This window comes from Kitasatospora sp. NPDC091335 (assembly GCF_044757205.1).
In the GTDB taxonomy this organism is placed as follows: domain Bacteria; phylum Actinomycetota; class Actinomycetes; order Streptomycetales; family Streptomycetaceae; genus Kitasatospora.
This window is the reverse complement of record NZ_JBIVUM010000001.1, coordinates 98,348-122,821: the sequence shown is the minus strand read 5'-3', so window position 1 is coordinate 122,821 and position 24,474 is coordinate 98,348. Positions and strand designations below refer to the sequence as shown.

The 24,474-nt window shown below is 73.3% G+C and carries 22 protein-coding genes and 3 tRNA genes; 2 read left to right on the top strand and 23 right to left on the bottom strand.

What is annotated here, in order from left to right; translation table 11 throughout:
• Positions 1–94: 94 nt before the first annotated feature.
• From ACIQOW_RS00545 to ACIQOW_RS00500, 10 genes are all read right to left on the bottom strand, one after another.
• Complete coding sequence (locus tag ACIQOW_RS00545) at positions 95–1,390, bottom strand: hypothetical protein (RefSeq protein WP_401077982.1); 1,296 nt, start codon at positions 1,388–1,390, stop codon at positions 95–97.
• A gap of 98 nt (positions 1,391–1,488) precedes the next feature.
• A tRNA-Ala gene (locus tag ACIQOW_RS00540) sits at positions 1,489–1,561 on the bottom strand.
• Positions 1,562–1,942: 381 nt separating this feature from the next.
• A tRNA-Ala gene (locus ACIQOW_RS00535) sits at positions 1,943–2,015 on the bottom strand.
• Between the two features lie 43 nt (positions 2,016–2,058).
• A tRNA-Ala gene (locus ACIQOW_RS00530) sits at positions 2,059–2,131 on the bottom strand.
• A gap of 164 nt (positions 2,132–2,295) precedes the next feature.
• Positions 2,296–2,946 carry a histidine phosphatase family protein gene (locus ACIQOW_RS00525; protein WP_401079745.1) on the bottom strand — a complete coding sequence of 217 codons (651 nt, stop codon included), beginning with the start codon at positions 2,944–2,946 and terminating at the stop codon, positions 2,296–2,298.
• Positions 2,943–3,401, bottom strand: coding sequence for a ribosome silencing factor (gene rsfS / locus ACIQOW_RS00520; protein ID WP_401077980.1), 459 nt, complete (start codon positions 3,399–3,401; stop codon positions 2,943–2,945). Before rsfS ends, ACIQOW_RS00525 begins: the two co-directional genes overlap by 4 nt.
• A gap of 133 nt (positions 3,402–3,534) precedes the next feature.
• Entirely contained in the window at positions 3,535–5,370 is a 1,836-nt protein-coding gene (locus ACIQOW_RS00515) for a LytR C-terminal domain-containing protein (RefSeq protein WP_401077977.1), read from the bottom strand.
• A 14-nt stretch (positions 5,371–5,384) separates the two neighbouring features.
• Positions 5,385–6,017: a nicotinate-nucleotide adenylyltransferase gene (gene nadD / locus ACIQOW_RS00510; RefSeq protein WP_401077974.1), complete on the bottom strand. Its 633-nt coding sequence runs from the start codon at positions 6,015–6,017 to the stop codon at positions 5,385–5,387.
• 145 nt (positions 6,018–6,162) lie between these two features.
• Positions 6,163–6,318 carry a hypothetical protein gene (locus ACIQOW_RS00505; protein ID WP_188295497.1) on the bottom strand — a complete coding sequence of 52 codons (156 nt, stop codon included), beginning with the start codon at positions 6,316–6,318 and terminating at the stop codon, positions 6,163–6,165.
• 151 nt (positions 6,319–6,469) lie between these two features.
• A complete protein-coding gene (locus tag ACIQOW_RS00500; protein WP_401077972.1) occupies positions 6,470–6,616 on the bottom strand; it encodes a hypothetical protein in 147 nt (48 codons plus the stop codon).
• 297 nt (positions 6,617–6,913) lie between these two features.
• Here ACIQOW_RS00500 and ACIQOW_RS00495 point away from each other — a divergent pair, with 297 nt between their 5' ends.
• Entirely contained in the window at positions 6,914–8,002 is a 1,089-nt protein-coding gene (locus ACIQOW_RS00495; protein WP_401077970.1) for a M48 family metallopeptidase, read from the top strand.
• 109 nt (positions 8,003–8,111) lie between these two features.
• Here ACIQOW_RS00495 and ACIQOW_RS00490 read toward each other — a convergent pair whose 3' ends face one another.
• The 5 genes from ACIQOW_RS00490 to proB all read right to left on the bottom strand — a co-directional run bounded on the left by ACIQOW_RS00490 (position 8,112) and on the right by proB (position 13,287).
• On the bottom strand, positions 8,112–9,173 hold the full coding sequence (locus tag ACIQOW_RS00490) for a hypothetical protein (RefSeq protein ID WP_401077967.1): 1,062 nt from the start codon (positions 9,171–9,173) through the stop codon (positions 8,112–8,114).
• A 104-nt stretch (positions 9,174–9,277) separates the two neighbouring features.
• Positions 9,278–9,862 carry a hypothetical protein gene (locus ACIQOW_RS00485; RefSeq protein WP_401077964.1) on the bottom strand — a complete coding sequence of 195 codons (585 nt, stop codon included), beginning with the start codon at positions 9,860–9,862 and terminating at the stop codon, positions 9,278–9,280.
• A 90-nt stretch (positions 9,863–9,952) separates the two neighbouring features.
• Positions 9,953–11,275 (bottom strand): glutamate-5-semialdehyde dehydrogenase, encoded by a 1,323-nt coding sequence (locus ACIQOW_RS00480; RefSeq protein WP_401077962.1) that lies wholly within the window; start codon positions 11,273–11,275, stop codon positions 9,953–9,955.
• A 179-nt stretch (positions 11,276–11,454) separates the two neighbouring features.
• Positions 11,455–11,976, bottom strand: coding sequence for a hypothetical protein (locus ACIQOW_RS00475; RefSeq protein WP_401077959.1), 522 nt, complete (start codon positions 11,974–11,976; stop codon positions 11,455–11,457).
• Between the two features lie 174 nt (positions 11,977–12,150).
• Positions 12,151–13,287, bottom strand: a complete 1,137-nt coding sequence (proB, locus tag ACIQOW_RS00470; protein WP_401077957.1) for a glutamate 5-kinase — start codon at positions 13,285–13,287, stop codon at positions 12,151–12,153.
• A gap of 304 nt (positions 13,288–13,591) precedes the next feature.
• On the opposite strand from proB, the gene ACIQOW_RS00465 reads away from it, so the two are divergent.
• The gene (locus tag ACIQOW_RS00465) at positions 13,592–13,873 is read left to right on the top strand and encodes a hypothetical protein (protein ID WP_401077954.1); all 282 of its coding nucleotides are present in this window, start codon (positions 13,592–13,594) and stop codon (positions 13,871–13,873) included.
• 101 nt (positions 13,874–13,974) lie between these two features.
• Here the strand turns inward: ACIQOW_RS00465 and obgE are convergent, their stop codons facing one another.
• From obgE to ACIQOW_RS00425, 8 genes are all read right to left on the bottom strand, one after another.
• Positions 13,975–15,456 carry a GTPase ObgE gene (obgE, locus tag ACIQOW_RS00460; RefSeq protein ID WP_401077951.1) on the bottom strand — a complete coding sequence of 494 codons (1,482 nt, stop codon included), beginning with the start codon at positions 15,454–15,456 and terminating at the stop codon, positions 13,975–13,977.
• A 140-nt stretch (positions 15,457–15,596) separates the two neighbouring features.
• The gene (rpmA, locus tag ACIQOW_RS00455; RefSeq protein WP_030233756.1) at positions 15,597–15,854 is read right to left on the bottom strand and encodes a 50S ribosomal protein L27; all 258 of its coding nucleotides are present in this window, start codon (positions 15,852–15,854) and stop codon (positions 15,597–15,599) included.
• A gap of 14 nt (positions 15,855–15,868) precedes the next feature.
• Complete coding sequence (rplU, locus tag ACIQOW_RS00450) at positions 15,869–16,186, bottom strand: 50S ribosomal protein L21 (protein ID WP_188295972.1); 318 nt, start codon at positions 16,184–16,186, stop codon at positions 15,869–15,871.
• 228 nt (positions 16,187–16,414) lie between these two features.
• The gene (locus ACIQOW_RS00445) at positions 16,415–20,134 is read right to left on the bottom strand and encodes a ribonuclease E/G (protein ID WP_401077947.1); all 3,720 of its coding nucleotides are present in this window, start codon (positions 20,132–20,134) and stop codon (positions 16,415–16,417) included.
• A 396-nt stretch (positions 20,135–20,530) separates the two neighbouring features.
• Positions 20,531–21,331, bottom strand: coding sequence for a TIGR03936 family radical SAM-associated protein (locus ACIQOW_RS00440; protein WP_401077945.1), 801 nt, complete (start codon positions 21,329–21,331; stop codon positions 20,531–20,533).
• Positions 21,332–21,501: 170 nt separating this feature from the next.
• Entirely contained in the window at positions 21,502–21,930 is a 429-nt protein-coding gene (locus ACIQOW_RS00435) for a PIN domain nuclease (RefSeq protein ID WP_401077942.1), read from the bottom strand.
• Positions 21,906–22,166 carry a type II toxin-antitoxin system VapB family antitoxin gene (locus ACIQOW_RS00430; protein WP_401077940.1) on the bottom strand — a complete coding sequence of 87 codons (261 nt, stop codon included), beginning with the start codon at positions 22,164–22,166 and terminating at the stop codon, positions 21,906–21,908. Before ACIQOW_RS00430 ends, ACIQOW_RS00435 begins: the two co-directional genes overlap by 25 nt.
• A 121-nt stretch (positions 22,167–22,287) precedes the next feature.
• The gene (locus tag ACIQOW_RS00425; protein WP_401077937.1) at positions 22,288–24,216 is read right to left on the bottom strand and encodes a TIGR03960 family B12-binding radical SAM protein; all 1,929 of its coding nucleotides are present in this window, start codon (positions 24,214–24,216) and stop codon (positions 22,288–22,290) included.
• Between the last annotated feature and the right edge of the window lie 258 nt (positions 24,217–24,474).

The window sequence follows — 24,474 nt, the reverse complement described above, 5'->3', positions numbered from 1 at the left end:
CACGGTTCGCATGGGCTCAGGGTACCGCAAGCGGGTCGGCCCGCTCCCGGGGATACCGGCCCCTGGGCCCCTCACCTGGGCCGGGGCACCGCCGTCAGCGCGCCGCCGTCCGCCCCGCCGCGTCGAACTCCCGCAGCGCCTTCGCCAGCCGCTCCGACTGCATCCCCGCCGCGAGCGAGCGCGCCAGCGCCGCGGTGCGGGCCGCCTCCCGCTGGTCGCCGAGCCGGCGGTGGGCCTCCGCGAGGCGGACCATCAGCAGCGCCTTGGAACGGGCCCGCCCCGGCCCGAGCCCGGACACCGCCTCGGCGAGCAGCACCTTGGCCAGCCGGTGCTGGCCGAGCGCCAGCCGCCCCTCCCCCACCATCCCGGCGAGGCCCGCCCTGGCCTCCTCCGCGCCGGGCAGGCCGTCCAGCTGGGCGAAGGCCCGGGCGGCGGCGGCCTCGGCCCGTTCGGCCTCGCCCCGGCGGCCGTAGGCGCGGGCGAGCCGGCCGTACTGGCGGGCCCGGCCGGTGGGGCCGAGCGCGGCGCCGTGGGTGTCCAGGGCGGTCGCGAGCGCGGAGACGGCGTCCAGCCCGCGCCCTCCGGTGCCCTGGGTGGCGAGCACGACCAGCGCGCCGAGCACGGCGACGCCGAGCCTGGGGTCGCCGCTGACGTGGGCGGCGCGCAGCGCGGCGACGAAGGCGCGCTGGGCGGCCGCGTCGTGGCCGAGGTCGTACCCGGCCCAGCCGGCCAGCCGGGCGAGTCTGCTGGCCGTGCCGTACAGCTCGCGGCCGAGCCGTTCGTCGTACGAGCCCAGTTCCAGCAGCTTGGCCAGCATGGCGAGTTCGGCCCGGACGGGGCCGAGGACGAGGCCGCCGCCGCAGGCCCGTTCGAGCTTCTGCTTGCTGCGGTAGGAGAGGCCGAGTTCGCCGGCCAGCCCCGGTTCGACGCGCAGCGCTCCCTCGCCGCCGCCGACGGGCGGGGGCGGGGAGTCGAGGCGGGCGGCGGCCTGGTCGAGGTCGGCGCTGCGGAACAGGTCGGTGAGGCGGACCGGCCCGGCGTCGGTGGCGGCCTCGCGCAGCGCGGTCTGGGCGGTGTCGGCGGTCCACGGGTCGGTGAGCAGCCGGGGCGAGAGGATCTTCGCGCCGCGGTGGCCGCCCATCCGGCCCCAGAGCTGCTCGTAGGTGACGGCGATGCCGAGGGTGCGGCTGAGCACCTCGCAGACCGCCTGGTCGTGCGGGCTGCGCGGCACCATGCCGCGGTCGCGCCACTTGTACGGGGCGGTGGAGCTGATGGCCAGGCCCGGCGGCAGGGCGAGGCTCACCTCGCGGGCGAGCCGTTCCGGACTCCAGCCGAGCTGGTGGAGTATCCGGGCCAGTTCCTCGTTCCGCCTTCGCTCCAGATCGGCCATGGCACGACGGTAGCGGGATTCCGGGCGCTCCGGCCGGTGGCGCGGGCAGAACGGCGAAGAGCCGCCCCCCGTTTCCGGGAGGCGGCTCTCGACTGCTGTGGAGCTATGGGGAATTGAACCCCAGACCTCTTGCATGCCATGCAAGCGCTCTACCAACTGAGCTATAGCCCCTTGACCTGCGTCGTCACCGTGGTTCCCGGTTGTTTCCGGCCGTTTCCCTCGGCGACATCGACTACTTTACACGCTCCGGGGTGTGCTCCCGAAATCCGTTTCCCGAGGTCCGCGCCACACGCCCCGGGAGTCCCGCCTCCCGCGCTCCCGGCGTACGCCTCCCGCCCGGGCGCCGGCCGACCAGGCGTACGCCCCGTCACCGCCCCGCACCCCGCCACCGCCGCCGTGCCGCCCGCCACCACCGCCATCCGTCGCGCCGCCATCCGCGCGAGGAGCAGAGGGAGACACCCGCGCACCACCGGAACCGGAACGCCCGGAGCCCCGGACCCCCGAAATGCCGGAAGGCCGCCACCCTTTGGGTGACGGCCTTCCGAACTACTGTGGAGCTATGGGGAATTGAACCCCAGACCTCTTGCATGCCATGCAAGCGCTCTACCAACTGAGCTATAGCCCCGCGACACGGACGACCATGGCTGACCACGACCGCCGGTGCGGAGTGGAGCTATGGGGAATTGAACCCCAGACCTCTTGCATGCCATGCAAGCGCTCTACCAACTGAGCTATAGCCCCGCACTCACCGGATTTCCCGCTTCCCTTCCGGGCCGCGTTCCTTCCCTGCGAACGAGGAAGACTCTAGCCGGTCAGGGCCGGAACTGCGAAATCCGCCCTTTCCGGCCCCCCGCCGGGGGTCCCGTGGGACCCCCGGCGTCCGGTGCCGCCCGCACCGTCACCGCTCAGGTGTCGTCGCCGATGACCGGCTGCGGGAGCGTGCCCGCGTTGTGCTCCAGCAGGCGCCAGCCACGCGCGCCCTGCCCGAGCACCGACCAGCAGCAGTTGGACAGCCCGCCGAAGCACTCCCACTGGGCGGGCTCCAGACCGAGCAGCCGCCCGAGCATGGTGCGGATCGTCCCGCCGTGGCTGACCACGACCAGGGTGCCGCCCTCAGGGAGCTTGCCGGCGGCGTCCAGCACCACCGGCACCGAACGGTCGGCGACCTCGGTGGCCAGCTCGCCGCCACCGCCGCGCCGCACCGGCTCGCCGGCCGCCCAGGCCGCGTACTCCTCCGGGAAGCGCTCCCGGATCTCGGCGTTGGTCAGGCCCTGCCAGGAGCCCGCGTAGGTCTCCCGCAGGCCCTCGTGGTGCTGCACGTCGAGCCCGGTGACCTCGGCCAGCTCCGCGGCGGTGCGCCGGGCCCGCACGAGGTCGGAGGAGATCAGCAGGTCGGGGCGGAGCCCGGCGAGCAGCCGGGCCGCCCGCTGGGCCTGGAGGACGCCCTGGCCGGTCAGCTCGATGTCCGTGGTGCCCTGGAAACGCGATTCGAGGTTCCAGGAGGTCTGGCCGTGCCGCCAGAAGACGATGCGCGGACCGCGCGCGCCGCGGCTCAGTGCAGGTCCTCGGGCTTGCCGAAGTCGTCGGCCGGGGCGACGGCGTTGCCGGCCTCGTCGGTGTGGGCGTCCGGACGGTTGCGCGTGGCCAGCGCGTCCTCGGGGAGCGGCAGCTCGGCGCAGTCCTTCCAGAGGCGGTCCAGCGAGTAGAAGGAGCGCTCCTCGGAGTGCTGGACGTGGACGACGATGTCCAGGTAGTCGAGCAGGATCCAGCGGCCCTCGCGCTCGCCCTCGCGGCGCACCGGCTTGATGTCCAGCTGCTCGCGCAGCTGGTCCTCGATCTCCTCGGCGATCGAGCGGACCTGGCGGTCGTTGTTCGCGGAGGCGATCAGGAAGGCGTCGGTGATCGACAGCACCTCGCTGACGTCGAAGGCGATGATGTTGTGCGCGAGCTTGTCGGCCGCCGCCTGGGCGGCGACGGTGATGAGCTGCTGGCTGTGGTCGGTGACGGTCACGGTGTTCTTCCGGCTCGGCGGCGTGGGGCGCCCCGGCGCGCGGCCGGGGTCAACTTCCAGGATCTCACGCCGCCCGGGCGGGCCCGGAACCGTTTTCCGGGCCCGCCCCGGCCGCCGCCGGAGCAGGGCCCCGCTACTGGTTCTTCGGCGGCTGGTAGTCCTTGCCGAGCACGACCAGCAGATCCGCGTTCTGGGTGTCGCCGGTCACCTTCTTCACCACCGAGTCCGGCAGGCCGAGGCTGGTCGCCAGCGACTTCGCCGCGCCCTGCCGGGCGTCGTCGGTGTAGCGGATCTCACTGGCGGCCTGCGGGGCGGCCTTGGCGCCGCCCGGGATGAACGTCAGGCCGGAGTTGACGATCTGGACCTGCACGGCGGCCGCCGCGGCGTCGTTGCCGCTGGCGTCCTGGACCGCGACCCGGGCCGGGGCGTCGCCGGCGGCCGCGGACTTCACGGTGCCGCCCAGTACGTCCTTGACCTGCTTGCCCGCGGTCGCCTCGTCCAGGCTGCCGTCCGGCTTGACGGTCAGCGCGGTGGTGCCGAAGTGGCCGTCCTTCGCCTGCTGGGCGAGCTCGGCGAGCACCCCGGCGAGGGCGTCCTCGGGCAGCGAGGGGTCGAGCACCGCGTTCATCCGGTGCACGTCGTCCTTGGCGTCCTTGAACTCGGTCGGCATGGTGCGCACCACCGCGTCCATGACCTGCCCGAACCGGGCCAGCTGGGCGTCCCGGTTCTCCCCCGGCGCCTGCCAGGTGGCGTAGGCGACCGCGGCCTTCCCGCTGAGCAGGATGTTCTTCCCGGCCGCGGACAGCGGCTTGCCGTCCGGCTTGTTGCCCTCGTGGATCTCGGCGTTGGTGTCCACCCGGACGCCGCCGAGCTGGGAGACCAGCAGCTCCAGGTACGGGGTGTCCAGCCGCCAGGTGCCGGCCACCGGGGCGCCGAGCACGGTGGACAGGCCGTCGCGGGTCGCCGAGGAGCCGATGCCGTCCATGGCCTGGCCGATCGTGGTGACCGGCGGGTCGCCCGGGCCGGGCAGCCGCAGGCTGTCGGGCAGCAACAGCACCGTGCCCTTCTTCCCGGAGGCGTCGTTGACCAGCAGCGCGCTGGACACCTTGCCCTGGAGGTCGCGCAGGTGGACGACGTTGACCTGCCGCCCGCCGGCGGCGGCGGCCGCGGTCGGCTTGTCGCCGGTGAGGAGGAGGTAGCCGCCGACGCCGCCGGCCGCGAGCGCCACCGCCACGCCGAGGCCGATCAGCCGGTTGCGCAGCTTGCGGCGGCGCTCGGCGCGCACCTCGCTGCGCGACTCGGCGAACTTCAGCCAGTCGATGACGTCCTCGGTCTCCTCCGCCTCCTCGTCGACGAAGGTGAACTCGCCCGTGGTGTAGTCGTCCTCGGGCGCCTTGCCGCCGGCCTTCCCGGCCCGCGCGCCGGAGACCTGCTCGGACGGCGCCCCGGCCTTGGCCGGCGCCGCCTCGGCGGCGGGCCGGGGCACCCGCGGACGCGGCGGCGCGGCAGCGGTCGCGGCAGCGGCGGCCGGAGCAACCGGCTCGGTCTCCGCCGGCGCCTGCGGCTCGGTGACGACCGGGGTGGCCGCCTGGTACTGCTGGTAGTCGCCCTGGTACCCCTGCTGCTGGTAGCCGTACGGGTCCTGGACGTACACCGGCTGCCCGTACTGGTCGTACTGGTCGTACTGCTGCTGCCCGTACGACTGCTGCTGCGGGAACTGCCCGGTGCCGCCGCCCTGTTGGTACCCGTCGTAGCCCTGGTACCCCTGCTGCTGGTAGCCGTACGGGTCCTGCGGGTACACCGGCTGCCCGTACTGGTCGTACTGCTGCTGCTCGTACGACTGCGGCTGCGGCCGCTGCTGTTGTTGCTGCGGCTGCGGTTGCTGCGGGTCCTGGTACTCCTGGTACGGCTGCCGGTACTGCCCGGTGGACCAGTCCTCCGGCCGCCGGCCGTCGCTGCGATCAGTCATGCACCGCTCCTGGATCAGTCCCCGCGCGGCGCGTACAGCGCCCGCTTGTCGATGTAGCGGACCACGCCGTCCGGAACGAGGTACCAGACGGGCTCGCCCTTGGCGACCCGGTTGCGGCAGTCCGTGGAGGAGATGGCCAGCGCCGGGACCTCCACCAGGGAGACCCCGCCCACCGGAAGCCCGGCGTCCGACAGAGTGTGCCCCGGGCGGGTGCATCCGATGAAGTGGGCCAGCGAGAACAGCTCGTCGGAGTCGTGCCAGGACAGGATCTGGGCGAGCGCGTCGGCACCGGTGATGAAGAAGAGGTCGGCGTCCGGGTGCATCGCGTGCAGGTCCCGCAGGGTGTCGACGGTGTACGTCGGGCCCTCGCGGTCGATGTCGATCCGGCTGACCGAGAACTGCGGGTTCTCGGCGGTGGCGATGACCGTCATCAGGTAGCGGTCCTCGGCGGCGGTGACGTGGCGGTCGCTCTTCTGCCACGGCTGCCCGGTCGGCACGAAGATCACCTCGTCCAGGTGGAACGCGCTCGCGACCTCACTGGCCGCGACGAGGTGGCCGTGGTGGATCGGGTCGAAGGTGCCGCCCATGACGCCCAGGCGCTTCTTCGCCGGTTCCGGTCCGCCGGGATTCCCGGCCTGCTCTCCCATGCCGCCACACCTTACGCGACGCCCGTTACGGTGCGGGAACGGTCGGGTGGGGGTCCTTCACAGACCGCGTGGGGGTTGTCCGCAGATGCGTGAGGGAGCGGCCGGCCGATGGCCGGACGCTCCCCGAGCGGTCCGTCGACCCGGCTCAGCGGTCCCGGTTGAAGCGGGTGGTGATGAAGAGCAGGACCAGCAGGATGAACAGCGCGGCGCCACCGGTCAGGGCCGGGTTCAGACTGTCGTGGTTGCCCCCCTCGCCCTCGGCGAGCAGGTTCAGGACGGGGAGTGCGGCAGCAGTGTTCATGGTCGGCTGGACCTTCTCGGCTCGGTGAACGGACCTGGGGGTGTTCGGAGGCCGATGAGGGCCCACCCGCCATCGTACGGGGGGTTACACGGCAACCGCTCGGCGGCCCACCGCCGCTGACCGGGCGTGAGCACCACCCGCCACGGAGGCCCTAGTTGTTCTTGAAGGCGCGGGCCATGATCCAGACCAGCAGGCCGATGCCCACGAAGGAGGCGACCACGATGATCCGCAGGAACAGGCCCGGACCGGCCTCGTCGGAGATGGGCGCGGCCAGGCTGACAAGCGTGTCGGTGGACATCTGCGGGGGCTCCTAGAACTGCTCGGTACCGCGGCCGGGTCCGGTCTCGGTCGTCCAGGAATCAGGTTAAACCGGCTTCACACCGGCGCCGCCCACCGGCCCCCGCGACCTGCCCGCACCGCGGGCCGGAACGTCCCGGCCGGAACGTCCCGGCCGCCGTCCCGGACCCGCGCGTACGCTGACCCCGGGGACGAGTACGCAACCGCGGACGTTGCAGAGACAGTCGTTGCAGGCGAAGACCAGCGGGGGGCGGGCCAGCGGGCCCGCGGCCGCCGTCGACCAGGAGGTACTCAGACCATGACCGACACGACCGCGAAGACCCCGAGCCGCCGCCGCGAACGCTTCCCCGGAATCTCCACCCGGGCCTGGGAGCACCCGGCGGACCGCTCGGCCCTGGTCGCCCTGCGCAAGCTGACCGGCTTCGACGACATCCTGAAGAAGCTGGCCGGCCTGGTCTCCGAGCGGGCGATCCGGCTGATGTTCCTGGCCACGGCCGTGAAGACCTCCGAGCGCCAGTTCCCCGAGCTGCACGCGATGGTGCGCGACGCCTCCTACGTGCTCGACCTGGAGCGGGTCCCCGACCTGTACGTCAGCCAGGACCCGACGGTCAACGCGTACTGCATCGGCATCGACACCCCGATCATCGTGATCACCAGCGGCCTGGTCGAGCTGCTGGACGAGGAGGAGCTGCGCTCGGTCATCGGCCACGAGGTGGGCCACGCGATGTCCGGCCACGCCGTCTACCGGACGATGCTGATGATCCTCACCAACATCGCCACCCGGATCGCCTGGGTGCCGCTCGGCAACCTGGCGATCACCGCGATCATCACCGCGCTCAAGGAGTGGTTCCGCAAGGCGGAGCTGTCCAGCGACCGGGCCGGCCTGCTCGCCGGGCAGGACCTCCAGGCGTCCATGCGGGCCCTGATGAAGCTCGCCGGCGGCCACAACCTGGCCGAGATGAACGTCGACGCCTTCCTGGAGCAGGCCGAGGAGTACGAGAAGGCCGGCGACCTGCGCGACGGCGTGCTCAAGGTGCTCCAGCTGCTGCCGCAGACCCACCCCTTCGCGGTCGTCCGGGTCGCCCAGCTGAAGAAGTGGGCGGAGAGCGACGAGTACCGCTCGATCCTGGCCGGCGCCTACCCGCGCCGCTCGGACGACCCGGACACCTCGGTCACCGAGCAGTGGAAGGCCGCCGCCGAGCACTACACGACCTCGGTCAAGGAGAGCAAGGACCCGCTGATGGGCCTGCTCAGGGACGTCGCCGGCGGCGCCGCGACCGTCGGCGGCAAGCTCCGCGACACCTTCACCGGCGCCACCGGCAGCCGCAGCGGCTCCGCGGGCAACGGCTCCTCGGGCAACGGTTCCTCGGACCGCGACGGCAGCTGACCCACCGGGACCGCGACGGCGGCCGGCGCCCGCCCGGGCACCGGCCGCCGCGCCGTTCCACGGGCCCGGAAACCGCCCGGCACGCCCCCCGCCTCCCGGCCCCCGCCCCTCAGCTGCCCGCCAGCACCCCGCACACCTGCCAGCCGGGACGGGCGTGGTTGCCGGGGTCGACCGGCGACGGCGGCGCGACCACCGTGCCCTGCGCCGTGGCCAGCACCGGCTGCAGGAAGCCCGCCGTCGAGGTCCCGCAGGACTCGGGCCCGGCCTGCACCACCGCGTCCACCAGCCGCAGCTGCGCCGAGGCCAGGTCGACCCGGTCGAACCGGAAGGTCAGCTGGCGCCGCACGGTCTCCAGGCCGGCCGGCGCTCCGGCCGGGGCACCGCCCGGCTTCAGCGCGTAGACGAAGGTGTGGTCGGTGGTGATCTGCAAGGTCCCGTCGTCCGCCTCGTCGATCCGCATCGCGCCGGCCACCTTCACGGTGTTCGAGGCCAGCGCGACCCGCGCCGGGTCGAAGCGGACCATCCAGCCGGTCGCCGCGTGGTGCCGGTCATCCACCGGCTGCGCCACGCTCGCGTCGAACCCCGCCAGCTCACCGGGCGTGACGAAGGCCCGCACGTCCGAGGTGGCCCCCCGGACCAGGACGGCCGGGGAGAGCGAGGAGGCCACCAGGTAGCGCTGGACGGTGTCCAGCGCCTTGGTCACCTCGACCCGGCTGAAGTGCCCGGTGGCGGCCCCGGTCGGGGTGTTCAGCCCGAGCGCGCCGTCCCCGTAGCCGGGCGTCAGCCCGGCGAACGGGTCCGCCGGGTCGGCGACCGGCCTGACGGCCGAAGCCGGGCTCAACGCGACCAGGCTGACGGTCAGTTGACTGCCCTCGGGATGCACCGCGGTCACCATCGGCGAACTCACCCCGAAGTACACCGCGGCCCCGAAGGCCAGCAGGATGAGCAGCAGCAGGGCGAGCGCCCGGCGCGGGACGGTGCCCAGCGGGCCGAGCCGCACCCGCGCCCGGGTGGCCCTGCCGAAGGTGCCGGCCAGCCGCTCCCGGGCGGAGAGCTCCTGGATGCGGGCAGCCCGCACGAACGATTCGTCGAACACGACGGACCGGAATTCGTCCTCGTTGCCGGAACCGTCCCCGGGCGTGCCCTCAGGAGGCTCTCGCGGGTCACCCACACCACCAGGGTAGGCGGACACCAGCGCCGCCACGAGGGCCCGGACGCACATTCCCGGGAACGCTCCGTGACCACCGTCCCGGGGCGCCCGTGCCGGGACACGCGCTAACCCGCGGGCGCCGTGACCACCAGCGGGGGCTCGGCCGGGGCCTGCCCCGGTTCGACCCCGGCACTGCTGCTGCCGGACTCGGGGCGCCGGGGCGTGCCCGGGGAACCGCCCACGCCCTGGTAGACCGCCGCGACCGCGACCGCCACCAGGCTCACCCCCATGATCACGGCGAGCACCCAGGCCACCGGCCGGTGCCAGCGCTGCTGGGCCACGTACCGTCCGCAGGCGCGCACCGGATCGTAGCCGCGCCGCCGGCGCCGCCGGCCCCTGCGGTCGGCCGCCCGGCCCGGCCCCGACCAGGGATCGGGGTAGAGGTGGTCCGCGTCGAGTCCGGTCGGGTACGGGCGCAGCTCCAGCGGCAGCCCGTCTCCGGCCGGAACGTCACAGCCCCAGCCCGGACCCGCGGTCTCCGGCTCGAACCTGGCCTCGGCGGCGGCGAGTTGCCGCTCCTTGGCGGTCGGCTCGTGCACGGCGGCGGACCGGACGAAGGCCTCATCGAAGACCACGGTGGCGAACTCGTCGTCCGCACCACCGTGGTCGGCGCCGTCGGGGTACGGAAAGCCCCCCACATCCTCAGCCACGGATTCAGCGTATTACCGGCCGGGCGATTTGTCTGTGGCTCCCGGCAGTTGGTCCGTCGCACGTGTGACGGCCGGCCCCCGCCGGCGCGGTCAGCGGCCGTCCGCGTCCCCGCCCACGGTCTGCGTCGCCTCGCCCCGCACGTGCCCGTCACCAGTGACGATGTACTTGGTGCTGGTCAGCTCGGGCAGGCCCATCGGGCCGCGGGCGTGCAGCTTCTGGGTGGAGATGCCGATCTCCGCGCCGAAGCCGAACTCACCGCCGTCGGTGAAGCGGGTGGAGGCGTTGACGGCCACCGTGGTGGAGTCGACCAACCGGGTGAACCGGCGGGCGGCGGCCTGCGAGGTGGTGACGATCGCCTCGGTGTGGCCGGAGGACCAGCGGCGGATGTGCTCCACGGCGGCGTCCAGCGAGGGCACCACGGCGGCGGCCAGGTCGAGCGAGAGGTACTCGGCGCCCCAGTCCTCGTCGGTGGCCGGCACCACGGTGTCCGCGCCGCCCTCGGCGGCCTTCAGCACCGCCTCGTCGCCGTGCACGGTCACGCCGGCCTCGGCGAGCGCTGCCAGCGCGAGCGGCAGGAAGGCGTCCGCGACGTCCTGGTGGACCAGCAGCGTCTCGGCCGCGTTGCAGACGCTGACCCGCTGCGCCTTGGAGTTGAGCAGGATGCCGACGGCCATCGCCAGGTCGGTCTCGGCGTCCACGTAGACGTGGCAGTTGCCGGTGCCGGTCTCGATCACCGGGACGGTCGAGCCCTCCACCACGGTGCGGATCAGCGAGGCGCCGCCGCGCGGGATCAGCACGTCCACGTGGCCGCGGGCGCGCATCAGCTCCCGCACCGAGTCGCGGCTCTCCCCCGGCACCAGCTGGACCGCGTCGGCGGGCAGCCCGGCCCCGGCGACGGCGTCGCGCACCACGGCGACCAGCGCGGTGTTGGAGCGGTAGGCCGAGGCGGAGCCGCGCAGCAGCACCGCGTTGCCGGACTTGAGGCAGAGCGCGGCGGCGTCCGCGGTGACGTTCGGGCGGGCCTCGTAGATGATGCCGACCACGCCGAGCGGCACCCGGACCTGCCGCACGTCCAGGCCGTTGGGCAGGGTGTAGCCGCGCACCACCTCGCCGACCGGGTCGGGCAGCCCGGCCACGTCGCGCACGTCGGAGGCGATCGCGGCGATCCGCTCGGCGGTCAGGGTCAGCCGGTCGATCACCGACTCGGCCGTCCCGGCCGCGCGGGCCCGCGCCACGTCCTCGGCGTTGGCCGCGACGATCTCGGCGCCGCGGGCCACCAGGGCGTCCGCGACCGCCAGCAGCGCGGCGTCCTTCACGCCGCGCGGCAGCGGGGCGAGCGCGGCGGCGGCCTCCCTGGCTCGGCGCGCTACGGCGAGGACGGGGCTGTCGGCGGTGGCGAGGTCGCTGGTCATGCCGCCAAGGGTAGCGACTGGGTCCGTCCCGCCCGGGCGGCATTTCGCCCGGTGAGACGGCGCTCGCCAGGTCACGCCCGACGCCGCTCGCGCGAGCCCCCGGCGGCGCTCGCGCGATCGCCCTCGACGCCGCTCGCGCGGCCCTGGCCCGACGGGGCTGCCCGACCCGTCAGGACGGCTCAGTACGGGTACACCCCGCCCAGGTGCGACGGCGGATCGCCGAAGCCCTCCGCCACCCGTTTGTGGTACGTCGCCCGGTCGACGACCTCCAGCCCGACGATCTCCCAGGGCGGCAGGTTCGAGGTGACCTTGTGCTCGCCCCACAGCCGCAGCGCGATGGCCGCCGCGTCGTGCAGGTCCCTGGCCTGCTCCCAGTAGCGGATCTCGGCGTGGTCGGCCGCGTAGCGGGCGGTCAGGAAGAACGCGTGGTCGTGCGCCAGCTGCTCCAGTGAGGTGCGCAGCGAGGTCAGCGGGGTGACCTGCCCGGCCACGCTCAGCACCACGTGCCACAGCCGCGCCTGCTCGGGCACGGTGGGCGGCTGGTCCGCCCGGGTGCGTTCGGGCCGCAGCCTGCGCACCCCGCCGGGCCCCTGCGGCGGACCGGCCGGCTCGGCGGGCCCGTCCCCGCGTCCGCCGTCGATGCTGGTCAGCCGCCGGCCCGCCGTCCCTGCGGTCAGCGCTGCCTCGCGCCTGCGTTCCACCGGCGGCCTCCTGTTCGGCGATGTCGTGTCGTCCCCACCGGCCCCGTCGGCCCTCGGCCGACCGGTACGGCTGCGCCCCTCCCCGCCCGCGGCCGGACCGCTCCCGGTGCGGGGCGACCCGTCGGGCGCACTGCGCCGATCGGCCGGGCGGCCGGTGCCGGCCCGCCGGGCCGGTCAGCCGCGCAGAAGGACCAGGTCGTCGCGGTGGACGACCTCGCGCTCGTACGCGGCGCCGAACTCCTGGGCCAGGTCGCGGGTGGACCGGCCGAGCAGGCGGGGCAACTCCCTCGCATCAAAGTTGACCAGTCCGCGAGCCACGATGTGGCCGTTTTCGGCAAGAAGGTCCACCGGATCACCCGCGGCGAACTCCCCGTCGACCTTGGTGACCCCGGCGGGCAGCAGCGAGGCGCCGCCGGAGACGACCGCCGTGACGGCGCCCGCGTCCAGGTGCAGGGCCCCGCGCGGGCTGCTGGCGTGGGCCAGCCAGAGCATCCGGTCGGAGGTCCGGCTGCCGGTGCGCAGGAAGAGCGTGCCGGTGGGCCGGCCGGCCAGCGCGTCGGCGGCCTGGCTGGCGGCGGTGAGCACCACGGGGATGCCCGCGCCGGTGGCGATCCTGGCCGCCTCGACCTTGGTGACCATGCCGCCGGTGCCGACCCCGGCCTTGCCGGCGCTGCCGATCTCGACGCCGTCGAGGTCCTGCGGGCCGCGCACCTCGGTGATCCGGCTGGTGCCGGGGCGGGACGGGTCGCCGTCGTACAGGCCGTCCACGTCGGAGAGCAGCACCAGCAGGTCGGCCCGGACCAGGTGGGCGACCAGCGCGGCGAGCCGGTCGTTGTCGCCGAACTTGATTTCGGCGGTGGCGACGGTGTCGTTCTCGTTGACGATCGGCATCGCGCCCATCGCCAGCAGCTGGTCCAGGGTGCGGTAGGCGTTGCGGTAGTGGGCGCGCCGGCTGGCGTCCTCGGCGGTGAGCAGCACCTGGCCGACCCGGATGCCGTACCGGGCGAAGGAGGCGGTGTACCGGGCGACCAGCAGGCCCTGGCCGACGCTGGCGGCGGCCTGCTGGCGGGCCAGGTCCTTGGGCCGCCCGTCCAGACCGAGCGGGGCGAGGCCGGCGGCGATGGCCCCGGAGGAGACGAGCACGACCTCCGGCGGCTCCGGGCGGGCCCGGAGCTTGGCGAGCGCGTCCACCAGGGCGTCGACGCGGTCGGCGTCCAGGCCGCCGGCCGCCGTGGTCAGCGAGGAGGAGCCGACCTTGACGACGATCCGCCGCGCGGTCAGCACCTCCTCCCGCAGGGAGTCCTCGCTCATCTCGCTGTTCGCCCTTCCGGTGTGGTGCGGGTGCGGCGGGCCGGGACCGGCCGTCACCCCCGAAATCTACGCGATCCGCGCAGGTCGCCCGCAGGGTGTTTCACCGGCTGGACCCGGGCCGGTCACCGGCTCGTCACGGCCCGTCCACCACTTCGGATGGCTGGTATGGTCCCTGACCGCAAGCCAGATCGGGGGACGGCTTCTTGCCCGCTGTACCCATGTCGTCATCGACTCTTCCTGTCACGACGGGCGGCGCCGCACCGGGCAATGGCCGGCAACGGCCGCGGCCGCGCGCCCAGGAGAAATGCGCACCACGCGTTCGTACACCACCAAGCTGACCGTCGCCGCGCTCGCGGCGGCCACCGCCCTCTCGCTCGCGGCCTGCGGGCCGGAGAACACGGACACCCCGGCCGGCACCGGCGCGGCCCCGGACTCGAAGTTCGTCGTCTTCGACGCCACCGGCAAGAAGGCCCTCGACGTCCTGAGCGCCGCCACCCCGCTGCCCAAGTGCACCAGCGCGAAGTTCCAGGGCGTCGCCAAGGGCACCGAGGCCAAGGGCTGCACCATCATCTCCACCACCGGCTGAAGCTCCAGGCCTCCTGGACGAAGTGACGCCCCGTCACCGCCGAGCGCGCGAACGGCCCCCGCCACCTCGACGGGTGGCGGGGGCCGTTCGGCGCGGAGCACTCAGTGCTCCTCGTCGTCCTCGCTCTCGATGGCGGCCTGCCGGCTGCTGGAGAGCGCCTCGAAGGCGAGGAACTCGGCCTCGGCCGCGTCCCGGCCCTTCTGCTTCTCGCGGCGGCGGTCGACGGCCGGACGCGGGCTGTCCATGCGGTGGTCCTCACCGCGACGGCCGAGCATCTCGGCACCGGCGGCCATGGTCGGCTCCCAGTCGAAGACGACGGCGTTCTCCTCCGGGCCGATGATGACGGTGTCGCCCTCCTGCGCCCCGACCTTCCACAGCTTCTCCTCGACACCGAGGCGGGCCAGCCGGTCGGCGAGGTAGCCGACGGCCTCGTCGTTGCTGAAGTCGGTCTGCCGGACCCAGCGCTCCGGCTTGGTGCCGCGGATGTGGTAGGCGCCGTCCTCCTCGGTGATGGTGAAGCCCTCGTCGTCGACGGCCTTGGGCCGCAGCACGATCCGGGTGGACTCCTCGACCGGCTTGGCGGCGCGCGCCTCGGAGACGATCCCGGCCATCGCGAAGCTCAGCTCGCGCAGGCCCTTGCGGGAGGCCGCGGAGACCTCGAACACCCGGTAGCCGCGCTCCTCCAGGGAGGTGCGGGTCAGGTCGGCGATGTCCTGGCCGTCCGGGACGTCCACCTTGTTGAGCGCGACCAGGCGCGGGCGGTCTTCCAGGCCGCCGTACTCGGCGAGCTCGGCCTCGATCGTCTCCAGGTCGCTCAGCGGGTCGCGGCCGGGCTCCAGGGTGGCGCAGTCCAGCACGTGCACCAGCACCGAACAGCGCTCGACGTGCCGCAGGAACTCCAGGCCCAGGCCGCGGCCCTGGCTGGCGCCCGGGATCAGGCCGGGCACGTCGGCGATGGTGTAGACGGTCTCGCCCGCGGTGACCACGCCGAGGTTGGGGATCAGGGTGGTGAACGGGTAGTCCGCGATCTTCGGTTTGGCGGCGGAGAGCACCGAGATCAGCGAGGACTTGCCCGCGCTCGGGTAGCCCACCAGGGCCACGTCGGCGACGGACTTGAGCTCCATGACGATGTCGCCGGCCTCGCCGGGCTCGCCGAGCAGCGCGAAGCCGGGCGCCTTGCGGCGGGCCGAGGACAGCGCGGCGTTGCCGAGGCCGCCGCGGCCGCCCTGGGCGGCGACGAAGCTGGTGCCGTGCCCGACCAGGTCGGCCAGCACGTTGCCCTGGCGGTCCAGCACCACGGTGCCGTCCGGCACCATCAGGACGAGGTCCTCGCCGATCGCGCCGGTGCGGTTGCCGCCCGCGCCCGGCTTGCCGTTGGTGGCCTTGCGCTTGGGCGAGTGGTGGTACTCCAGCAGGGTGGTGACCTGCGCGTCCACGGTGAGGATGACGCTGCCGCCCTCACCGCCGTTGCCGCCGTCCGGGCCGCCGAGCGGCTTGAACTTCTCGCGGTGCACGGAGGCGCAGCCGTGGCCCCCGTTACCCGCGGCGACGTGAAGTTCGACGCGGTCCACGAAGGTGGTCATGGGTGTGCCTCCAGTGCGCGAGAGTCTGCATTGCTGCCTGAGTAAAACGTGAAGGGTGGACCGGAGAATTCCGGCCCACCCTTCACTGTGGGTCTTCTCAGACCCGGTGAGTCTTCTCAGACCCGGGAGTCCGCGGGGACTCAGGCCTCGACGGCCACGATGTTGACGACCTTGCGGCCGCGACGGTTGCCGAACTGCACCGCACCGGCGGTCAGCGCGAACAGGGTGTCGTCGCCACCGCGGCCGACACCGGCACCCGGGTGGAAGTGGGTGCCGCGCTGGCGGACGATGATCTCGCCGGCGGAGACGACCTGGCCACCGAAGCGCTTCACGCCGAGGCGCTGGGCGTTCGAGTCACGGCCGTTACGAGTAGAGCTTGCGCCCTTCTTGTGTGCCATTTTCCGCTATCCCCTTACTTGCTGACCGAGTCGATGCTGGTGATGCGCACCGCGGTGTGCTGCTGACGGTGACCCTGACGGCGGCGGTAGCCGGTCTTGTTCTTGTAGCGCAGGATGATGATCTTGTCACCCTTGGTCTGGTCGACCACCTCGGCGTGAGCCTTCACGCCGGCCAGGACCCACGGGTCGGAGGTGACAGCGTCACCGTCGACGACGAGGAGGGTCGAGAGCTCGACCGAGTCACCCGGCTTGGCCTCGATACGGTCGATCTCCAGCACGTCGCCGACGGCGACCTTGTGCTGGCGGCCGCCTGCGCGAACGATCGCGTACATGCGGTACCTGCTTTCCTTGCTCGGTCGGAACCCCCGACGCCAGCCACCTGGGTACGGACACAGGAGCCTCTCCCCGGCTCTCCGCGCGAACGCGGCGACCTCGGGAAGGTGATGTGCTCGGGAGCATGGCGTAGACACGCCGATGGTCAAGAATACGGACCGGCCGCCCGGGGGGCAAACCGGCCCGTACGGCCCGGGGCGGGATCGCTCCCGCCCCGGGCGTGGGCACTACTCGGCCGCCGTATCACCCTCGGCGGCCGCGGCCTTCTTGGCCGCCGCGCTCGTCCGCTTGGTGGCGGTCTTGCGGGCGGTGGTCTTCTTGGCCACCGTGGTGGTCTTCTTCGCGGCGGTCTTCCGGGCGGCCCGCTTCTTCGGCGCCGGCGCCTCCTCGGCCGGAGCCTCGGTGACGGCCTCGGCGGCCTCGGGGGCCTCCTCGACGACCGCGGCCTCGACGGCCACGACCGGCTCGCCCGGCGCCTCGGCGACGGCCTCGGCAGCGGCTTCCGCGGCAGCCGGGGCGGCGGCCTCCAGGGCCGCCTCCAGCGCCGCCTCGGCCTTGGCCTGGAGCACCACGATCTCGGCGGTGTCCGGGGACCCTGCCGGAGCGGTCGCCTTGCGCACCGCCCGGCGGCGCGGACGGCCCGCCGGAGCGGCCACCGGGGCCTCGACGGCCGGAGCGGCGGCGACCGGAGCCGTGACGACGGCCTCCTCGGCCGCGGCCTCGACGCCGGGGACCTCCAGGGCCAGCTGGCCCTCGATCTCCTCGCGCACCGGCTCGGCCGGCTCGGCGACGGCCTCGGTCACCGGCTCGGCCACCGCGGCCTCGACGGCCGGCAGCTCCTCGTGGGCCGCGCCGCCCTTGCCCCGGCGACGGCGCTTGCCGCCGGCCGAGCCGGCCTCGCCCACCGACACGGGGGCGTGGACGTGGGCGCTCGGCTGCTCCATGTGGACGATCACACCGCGGCCGTTGCAGTGCACGCACGGCTCGGAGAAGGACTCCAGCAGGCCCTGGCCGACCCGCTTGCGGGTCATCTGGACCAGGCCCAGCGAGGTGACCTCCGCCACCTGGTGCTTGGTCCGGTCCCGGCCCAGGCACTCCAGCAGACGGCGCAGTACCAGGTCGCGGTTGGACTCCAGCACCATGTCGATGAAGTCGATCACGATGATGCCGCCGAGGTCGCGCAGCCGCAGCTGGCGCACGATCTCCTCGGCCGCCTCGATGTTGTTCCGGGTGACCGTCTCCTCCAGGTTGCCGCCCTGGCCGACGAACTTCCCGGTGTTGACGTCGATGACGACCATCGCCTCGGTGCGGTCGATCACCAGCGAACCGCCGCTGGGCAGCCAGACCTTGCGGTCCAGCGCCTTCATCAGCTGCTCGTCGATCCGGTAGGTGGCGAACACGTCCACCTCGGAGGTCCACCGCTGGAGCCGCTCGGCGAGGTCGGGCGCCACGTTGGAGACGTACTCGTGGATGGTCTTCCACGCCTCGTCGCCGGAGACGATGACCTTGGTGAAGTCCTCGTTGAAGATGTCGCGGACGACCCGGACGGTCATGTCCGGCTCGCCGTACAGCAGCGCCGGGGCGTTGCCGGTCGCGGCCTTCTTCTGGATGTCCTCCCACTGCTGCTGGAGGCGCTGGACGTCGCGGGTCAGCTCCTCCTCGGAGGCGCCCTCGGCGGCGGTGCGCACGATGACGCCCGCGTCGTCCGGGACGATCTTCTTGAGGATCTGCTTCAGGCGCGCGCGCTCGTTCTCGGGGAGCTTGCGCGAGATGCCGGTCATCGAGCCCTCGGGCACGTACACCAGGTAGCGGCCGGGCAGCGAGATCTGGCTGGTCAGGCGGGCGCCCTTGTGGCCGATCGGGTCCTTGGAGACCTGCACCAGCACGGACTGGCCGGACTTCAGCACCGACTCGATCCGGCGCGGGCCGCCGTGGCCGCCCAGCGCGCCGAAGTTGACCTCACCGGCGTACAGCACCGCGTTGCGGCCCTTGCCGATGTCGACGAAGGCGGCCTCCATCGACGGCAGCACGTTCTGGACCTTGCCCAGGTAGACGTTGCCGACGTACGAGGTGGCCTGCTCCTTGTTGACGTAGTGCTCGACCAGCACGCCGTCCTCGAGGACACCGATCTGGGTCCGCTGGCCGCTCTGGCGCACCACCATGACGCGCTCGACCGACTCGCGGCGGGCCAGGAACTCGGCCTCGGTGATGATCGGCACCCGGCGGCGGCCCAGCTCGCGGCCCTCGCGGCGGCGCTGCTTCTTCGCCTCCAGACGGGTCGAGCCCTTGATGGACTGCACCTCGTCCGGGTCGAAGGACGGCTCGGTGGAACGGCGGCGCGGCTCGCGCACCTTCACCACCGTGCGGACGCCGTCCTCGGTGGTCTCGGCGGTCTCGACCGCACCGGTCTCACCGCTGCGGCGGCGACGGCGGCGACGACGGCGCGAGGAGGACAGGCCGGCGGCCAGCTCGTCGTCGTCCTCGTCCTCGTCCTCGACGGCCTCGGCCGGCTGCTGGGCGGCGGGCTGCTCGGCGGCGGGCTGCTCGGTCTCGACGGCCTCGGCGGCCTCGAACTCCTCGGCCTCGCCACGACGGCGGCGACGACCGCCCCGGCGGCGACGGCGCGACGGACGGCCGTCCTCCCACTCGTCCTCGGCCTCGGGACCGGCGGCGGGGGCCTCCACGACAGGGGCCTCGACAGCGGGGGCGGGGGCGGGGGCCTCGACGACGGGCGCGGCAACCGGCGCGGCGGCCTGTGCCTTGGCCTGCGCCCTCGCCTGGGCCTTCGTCTGGGCGGCCGACTTGCGACGGGTCGGCTCGACCCGGGTGCGGACCCGGCGGCGGCGGCCGACACCGCTGTACTCGAACTCGTCCTCCTCGCGCTCGGCCGCGGCCGGGGCCTCGGCCTGCGCCGGGGCGGCGGCGGGCTGCTGCGGTGCGGACGGCGCGGAAGGTGCGGACACCGCGGACGGCGCGGAGGCCGCGGACGGCGCGACGAAGGGGGCCGGCTCCTGGAACACGGGAGCCTGGAACACCGCGGTGGCCGGGCGGACCGCGCGGCGGCGCACCCGGTGGGGCGGCTCGGCCTCGGCGGGCGCAGGGGCGGCAGCCGGAGCGGCGGCGGGGGCCTCGGCAGCGGCCTCGGCGGCCTCCTCCTCGGGCTCCTCGGGCTCCTCGGCCTGCGGCTCCTCGGCGGCGGGCTCCTCGACCGGCGTCTCGACGACCGGCGCGGCCTCGACCACACGACGGCGGCGGGGGCGACGGGCCGGAGCGGCGGGAGCCTCCTCGGCCGCCGGCTCTGCGACGGCGACGGGGGCGGGGGCCTCGACGGCCGGCACCTCGACGGCCGGAGCGGCCTCGGCCTCGGCGGCGGGGGCACCGGCGGGCGCCTCGGCACGCTTGCGGGTACGGCGGGCCCGGGCGGGCTTCTCGGCGACCGGCTCGGCCGGTTCGGCCGGTTCGGCCTGCTCAGCCTTCTCAGCCTTCTCGGCCTTGGCGGTCTGCTCGGCCTTGGCGGTCTTGTCGGCCTTCGCGGCCCTGGGAGCCTTCGCGGGGGCCTTCCCGGCGACCGGCGCGGCCGGCTCGGCCTGCTCGGCCTGCTCGGCGGCCTGGGCCGCGGCGGCGTCCGGCGCGGTCACCACGATCGAGGTGGCCTCCGGCGCCCCGGCCGGGGCCTCGGCACGCTTGCGGGTACGGCGGGCCCGGACGGGCTTCTCGGCGACCGGCTCGGCCACCGGCTCAGCGGCCGGGGCCTCGGCCTTCGGCGTCTCGGCCGGCAGGACCGTCTCGGCCGCCTCGGCGGCCGCGCCCTGCGGGGTGCCCGCGGGGCGGGACACCGCGCGGCGACGACGGCGCGGCGGCGCGGCGGACGCGCCCTCGCCACCGGTCACGGCGGTCTCGTTCTGCTCCGTGGCCGCAGTCTGCTGCGGATCGGTGTTATCGAGCATGCGGGTGGATCTCCCGTCAGGCCCCCGGGCTCCGCATCCGGGCACGGCGCGGCACCGATGGGCGGCCGGCATCGAGACGATGCCAGGGCCTGACCCTTTGACGGTGCCGCCGCGCGGACGCGAGGCCGCACAGGGGCTCGTAGTCTCGCTCGGCGCCCCGCACTCGGCGGGGTGTCGAAAGTCTTCTGGTCTGACCAGTCTTCTGAGGTTTTCCCAAGCTGCGCCGTTCCCCAACCCCGGGTGGCTCCCGGAGGGGGTCCCGGACCGGCCGACCTTCCTGGTCGGCAGGCCCCGGGTGACAGGCCTGTGCTGCGACGACGCTCGCTCCCCTGGGGAGCCGCGGGAACCCTGGAGGACCTTCGGGCCCAGTGAGGCACTGGGCCCGGCCTCCCCCCGCTAGGCGGACGCGGTAGCGTGCGGCCCTGCGGCCGGCTCCGAGCCGGCAGGGGCCGCGGCGCGGTCGAGCGCCAGCGGGTCGGTCACCGTGCCGGCCTCCTCGTCTAGCGGCCCCTGCGCCAGCCTGGTCACCTCTGCGGGGACCGGCGGCGCCAGGTCGGCCGTCACACGGAGACCGGACAATACGTCGTCGGGTCGTACGGCGGGTGTGGCGTGTCGTACTACCAGGCGCAGTATCGCACAGGGACGGCCGGTCCGAACATCGCGGGCGGTTCCGGCCTCGGTGTCCTCACCTGCCTCGACCTGGGCGGGGACGGCTTCCAGCGCCGCCACCGCGCCCCGCGCGTCGAAGACCCGCAGGCCGTTCTTGGTACGGCGCTCGACCTCGACCCGCTCCTCGGCGAGGAAACGCGCGACCGCCTCGGCGGCCACGCCGGGCTCGACGCCGTCGAGCCGGAGCAGCCATTCGGAGGCCTCCAGGCGCTCCACGAAGTTCGACGTCCGCACCTCGACCGCGTCGATCACGTCGAGGCCCGGCGGCAGCGAACCGTCCAGCTGCGCCCGCAGCTCCTCGGGATCGCGGACGGCGGCCAAGCCGATCTCCAGGTACTCCGCCTCGCTCGCCACCCCGGTCGGGGCCGCGTTGGCGTAGGAGACCTTCGGGTGCGGGGTGAAGCCGGCCGAGTAGGCCATCGGAACGGCGGACCGGCGCAGAGCGCGCTCGAAGGCGCGCTGGAAGTCACGGTGGCTGGTGAAACGGAGCCGGCCGCGCTTGGTGTAGCGGAGACGAATCCGCTGCACCGTCGGCGCGGGCGGCGGACCGTCGGGCGTACGGCGTGCCAGGGTCGCTCAGTCCTTAGTCAGTTGTCCCCGTCCGGCGTGGCGTCTTCCCGCCACTGTCCGGACTCTGTCACCTCAAAGGGTACGCGCCCCGCCACCGCCCTCGCTCCGCCCCTGGTCAGCGCTGGTCCTCAGTCCAGCGACCCGGGCTCGGCCAGCCACCTGGCCTTCAGGTCGGCGTGCTTGGCGATCGTCTCGAAGTCCCGGTCGTAGTGCAGCACGGTCAGCCCGTGGTGCATCGCGGTGACGGCGACCATGAGATCGACCACGCCTGCGGACCGATGACAGCCGGATTCGGCGAGCCCGATCTGCAGGGACGAGACCTGAGGCCAGACGTCGTCCGGCACGACCCACCATGTGTACAACCGCTGGAACTGGGCCCTCATGGCCCGCAGTTCAGCCGCCGACCGAGCGGAATAGAGCACCTCCCCCTCGGTCGGGGCGCACATGCCGATCCTTCCGGCCGCGAGGGCCTCACCCCAGAGCGACAGCGCCGCAGGCCTGGTGATCAGCCGTGCCACCGCCGAGGTGTCGATCAGGAAGCCTTCCCAAGCTCCCATTCAGCCCCACCTTGCTCTCCGCGCCGGACCTCGTCCTTGAATCCCGGCTCCAGCAACTTGTCGAACGCGCCGTCCTCAGCGAGCCGCATCAGTTCCTGCAATGCGAGTTCCCTGCGTCGCCGCGCCCCTATCTCAGCGAGCGCAGCGTTGACGGTGTCCTTCTTCGTCGTGGTCCCGAGCACCTCGGCAGCCAGTGCCAGCGCCTCGTCATCAATATCGATCATCGTCTTTGACATACCCTAGGCCACCTCCCACGTATATATCAAAGTGCCATAAACAACCTCCAGATTGCAAGTTGTTTATGATGCAAAACGCCCTCGCCGGACACATCCGACGAGGGCTCTAGCGTTTATATGATTACTTGTTGACGACCGTCAGGGGGAGCATCTTCTTGCCGGTTGGGCCGATCTGGATCTGGGTGTCCATCTGGGGGCAGACGCCGCAGTCGAAGCACGGGGTCCAGCGGCAGTCGTCGACCTCGACCTCCTCCAGGGCGTCCTGCCAGTCCTCCCAGAGCCAGTCCTTGTCGAGGCCGCTGTCCAGGTGGTCCCAGGGCAGCACCTCCTCGTAGGAGCGCTCGCGGGTGGTGTACCAGTCGACGTCGACGCCGGTGCCGGCCAGGCCCTTCTCGGCGCAGGCCATCCAGCGGTCGTACGAGAAGTACTCGCGCCAGCCGTCGAAGCGGCCGCCGTCCTCGTAGACCGCGCGGATGACCGCGCCGACCCGGCGGTCGCCGCGGGAGAGCAGGCCCTCGACGATGCCCGGCTTGCCGTCGTGGTAGCGGTAGCCGATGTTCTTGCCGTACTTGCGGTCGCCGCGGATCGAGTCGCGCAGCTTGGCCAGGCGGGCGTCGGTGGCCTCGGCGGACAGCTGCGGGGCCCACTGGAACGGGGTGTGCGGCTTGGGCACGAACCCGCCGATGGAGACGGTGCAGCGGATGTCGTTCTGGCCGGTGACCTCGCGGCCCTTCTGGATGACGTTCTTCGCCATCTCGCCGATCTGGAGCACGTCCTCGTCGGTCTCGGTGGGCAGGCCGCACATGAAGTACAGCTTCACCTGGCGCCAACCGTTGCCGTAGGCGGTGGCGACGGTGCGGATCAGGTCCTCCTCCGACACCATCTTGTTGATCACCTTGCGCATGCGCTCGCTGCCGCCCTCGGGGGCGAAGGTGAGGCCCGAGCGGCGTCCGTTGCGGGACAGCTCGTTGGCGAGGTCGATGTTGAAGGCGTCGACCCGGGTGGACGGCAGCGACAGGCCGATCTTGTCCTCGGTGTAGCGGTCCGCCAGGCCCTTGGCGATGTCACCGATCTCGGTGTGGTCGGCGCTGGACAGCGACAGCAGGCCGACCTCCTCGAAGCCGGTCGCCTTCAGCCCGCGCTCCACCATCTCGCCGATGCCGGTGATGCTTCGCTCCCGCACGGGGCGCGTGATCATGCCGGCCTGGCAGAAGCGGCAGCCGCGGGTGCAGCCGCGGAAGATCTCCACGGACATCCGCTCGTGCACGGTCTCCGCGAGCGGGACCAGCGGCTGCTTCGGGTACGGCCACTCGTCCAGGTCCATCACGGTGTGCTTGGACACCCGCCACGGCACGCCGGGGGCGTTCGGCACGACGCGGCCGATCCGGCCGTCGGCCAGGTACTCCACGTCGTAGAACCGCGGGACGTACACCCCGCCGGTGCGCGCCAGGCGCAGCAGCACCTCGTCGCGGCCGCCCGGGCGGCCCTCGGCCTTCCAGGCGCGGATGATCTCGGTGATGTCGAGCACGGCCTGTTCGCCGTCGCCGACCACCGCGCAGTCGATGAAGTCCGCGATCGGTTCCGGGTTGAAGGCGGCGTGGCCGCCGGCCAGGACGATCGGGTCCTCGTCGGTGCGGTCCCCGGCCTCCAGCGGGATGCCGGCCAGGTCGAGCGCGGTCAGCATGTTGGTGTAGCCGAGCTCGGTGGAGAACGACAGGCCGAACACGTCGAAGGCCTTCACCGGGCGGTGGGCGTCCACCGTGAACTGCGGGACGTCGTGCTCGCGCATCAGCGCCTCGAGGTCCGGCCAGACGCTGTAGGTGCGCTCGGCGAGCACGCCCTCGCGCTCGTTCAGCACCTCGTAGAGGATCATGACGCCCTGGTTGGGCAGGCCCACCTCGTAGGCGTCGGGGTACATCAGCGCCCAGCGGACGTCGCAGGCGTCCCAGTCCTTGACGGTCGAGTTCAGCTCGCCGCCGACGTACTGGATCGGCTTCTGGACGTGCGGGAGGAGGGCCTCCAGGCGTGGGAAGACCGATTCGACAGTCATGTACTAGGAACCCTTACGACGTGATTCGGTGCCGCGGACCGGCACGGGAGGGGTGACCCTCAGCGGGGTGACCCTCAGGTGACCCTCAAGGGTAGCCCAATCCGGGGAACGGACCGGGTGCCCCGGATCACGGCCCCGGATCACGGCCCCGCGCTCGGCGCCTCCGCGCTCCGGCGCGACCCGGACGGCCGGTGCTCTCCCTTTCCCGCCCGCGCCCGCTGGGGCCCGCCCCGGCACGCGCGGTGCGCGCCCGCCGGC

Bases quoted from the DNA above. Each gene is read 5' to 3' on its own strand.
- ACIQOW_RS00545 (WP_401077982.1), bottom strand. From the start codon at position 1,390: ATGGCCGATCTGGAGCGAAGGCGGAACGAGGAACTGGCCCGGATACTC.
- ACIQOW_RS00515 (WP_401077977.1), bottom strand. From the start codon at position 5,370: ATGACTGATCGCAGCGACGGCCGGCGGCCGGAGGACTGGTCCACCGGG.
- nadD (WP_401077974.1), bottom strand. From the start codon at position 6,017: ATGGGAGAGCAGGCCGGGAATCCCGGCGGACCGGAACCGGCGAAGAAG.
- ACIQOW_RS00505 (WP_188295497.1), bottom strand. From the start codon at position 6,318: ATGAACACTGCTGCCGCACTCCCCGTCCTGAACCTGCTCGCCGAGGGC.
- ACIQOW_RS00500 (WP_401077972.1), bottom strand. From the start codon at position 6,616: ATGTCCACCGACACGCTTGTCAGCCTGGCCGCGCCCATCTCCGACGAG.
- ACIQOW_RS00495 (WP_401077970.1), top strand. From the start codon at position 6,914: ATGACCGACACGACCGCGAAGACCCCGAGCCGCCGCCGCGAACGCTTC.
- ACIQOW_RS00480 (WP_401077962.1), bottom strand. From the start codon at position 11,275: ATGACCAGCGACCTCGCCACCGCCGACAGCCCCGTCCTCGCCGTAGCG.
- proB (WP_401077957.1), bottom strand. From the start codon at position 13,287: ATGAGCGAGGACTCCCTGCGGGAGGAGGTGCTGACCGCGCGGCGGATC.
- ACIQOW_RS00465 (WP_401077954.1), top strand. From the start codon at position 13,592: ATGCGCACCACGCGTTCGTACACCACCAAGCTGACCGTCGCCGCGCTC.
- obgE (WP_401077951.1), bottom strand. From the start codon at position 15,456: ATGACCACCTTCGTGGACCGCGTCGAACTTCACGTCGCCGCGGGTAAC.
- rpmA (WP_030233756.1), bottom strand. From the start codon at position 15,854: ATGGCACACAAGAAGGGCGCAAGCTCTACTCGTAACGGCCGTGACTCG.
- rplU (WP_188295972.1), bottom strand. From the start codon at position 16,186: ATGTACGCGATCGTTCGCGCAGGCGGCCGCCAGCACAAGGTCGCCGTC.
- ACIQOW_RS00445 (WP_401077947.1), bottom strand. From the start codon at position 20,134: ATGCTCGATAACACCGATCCGCAGCAGACTGCGGCCACGGAGCAGAAC.
- ACIQOW_RS00435 (WP_401077942.1), bottom strand. From the start codon at position 21,930: ATGGGAGCTTGGGAAGGCTTCCTGATCGACACCTCGGCGGTGGCACGG.
- ACIQOW_RS00430 (WP_401077940.1), bottom strand. From the start codon at position 22,166: ATGTCAAAGACGATGATCGATATTGATGACGAGGCGCTGGCACTGGCT.
- ACIQOW_RS00425 (WP_401077937.1), bottom strand. From the start codon at position 24,216: ATGACTGTCGAATCGGTCTTCCCACGCCTGGAGGCCCTCCTCCCGCAC.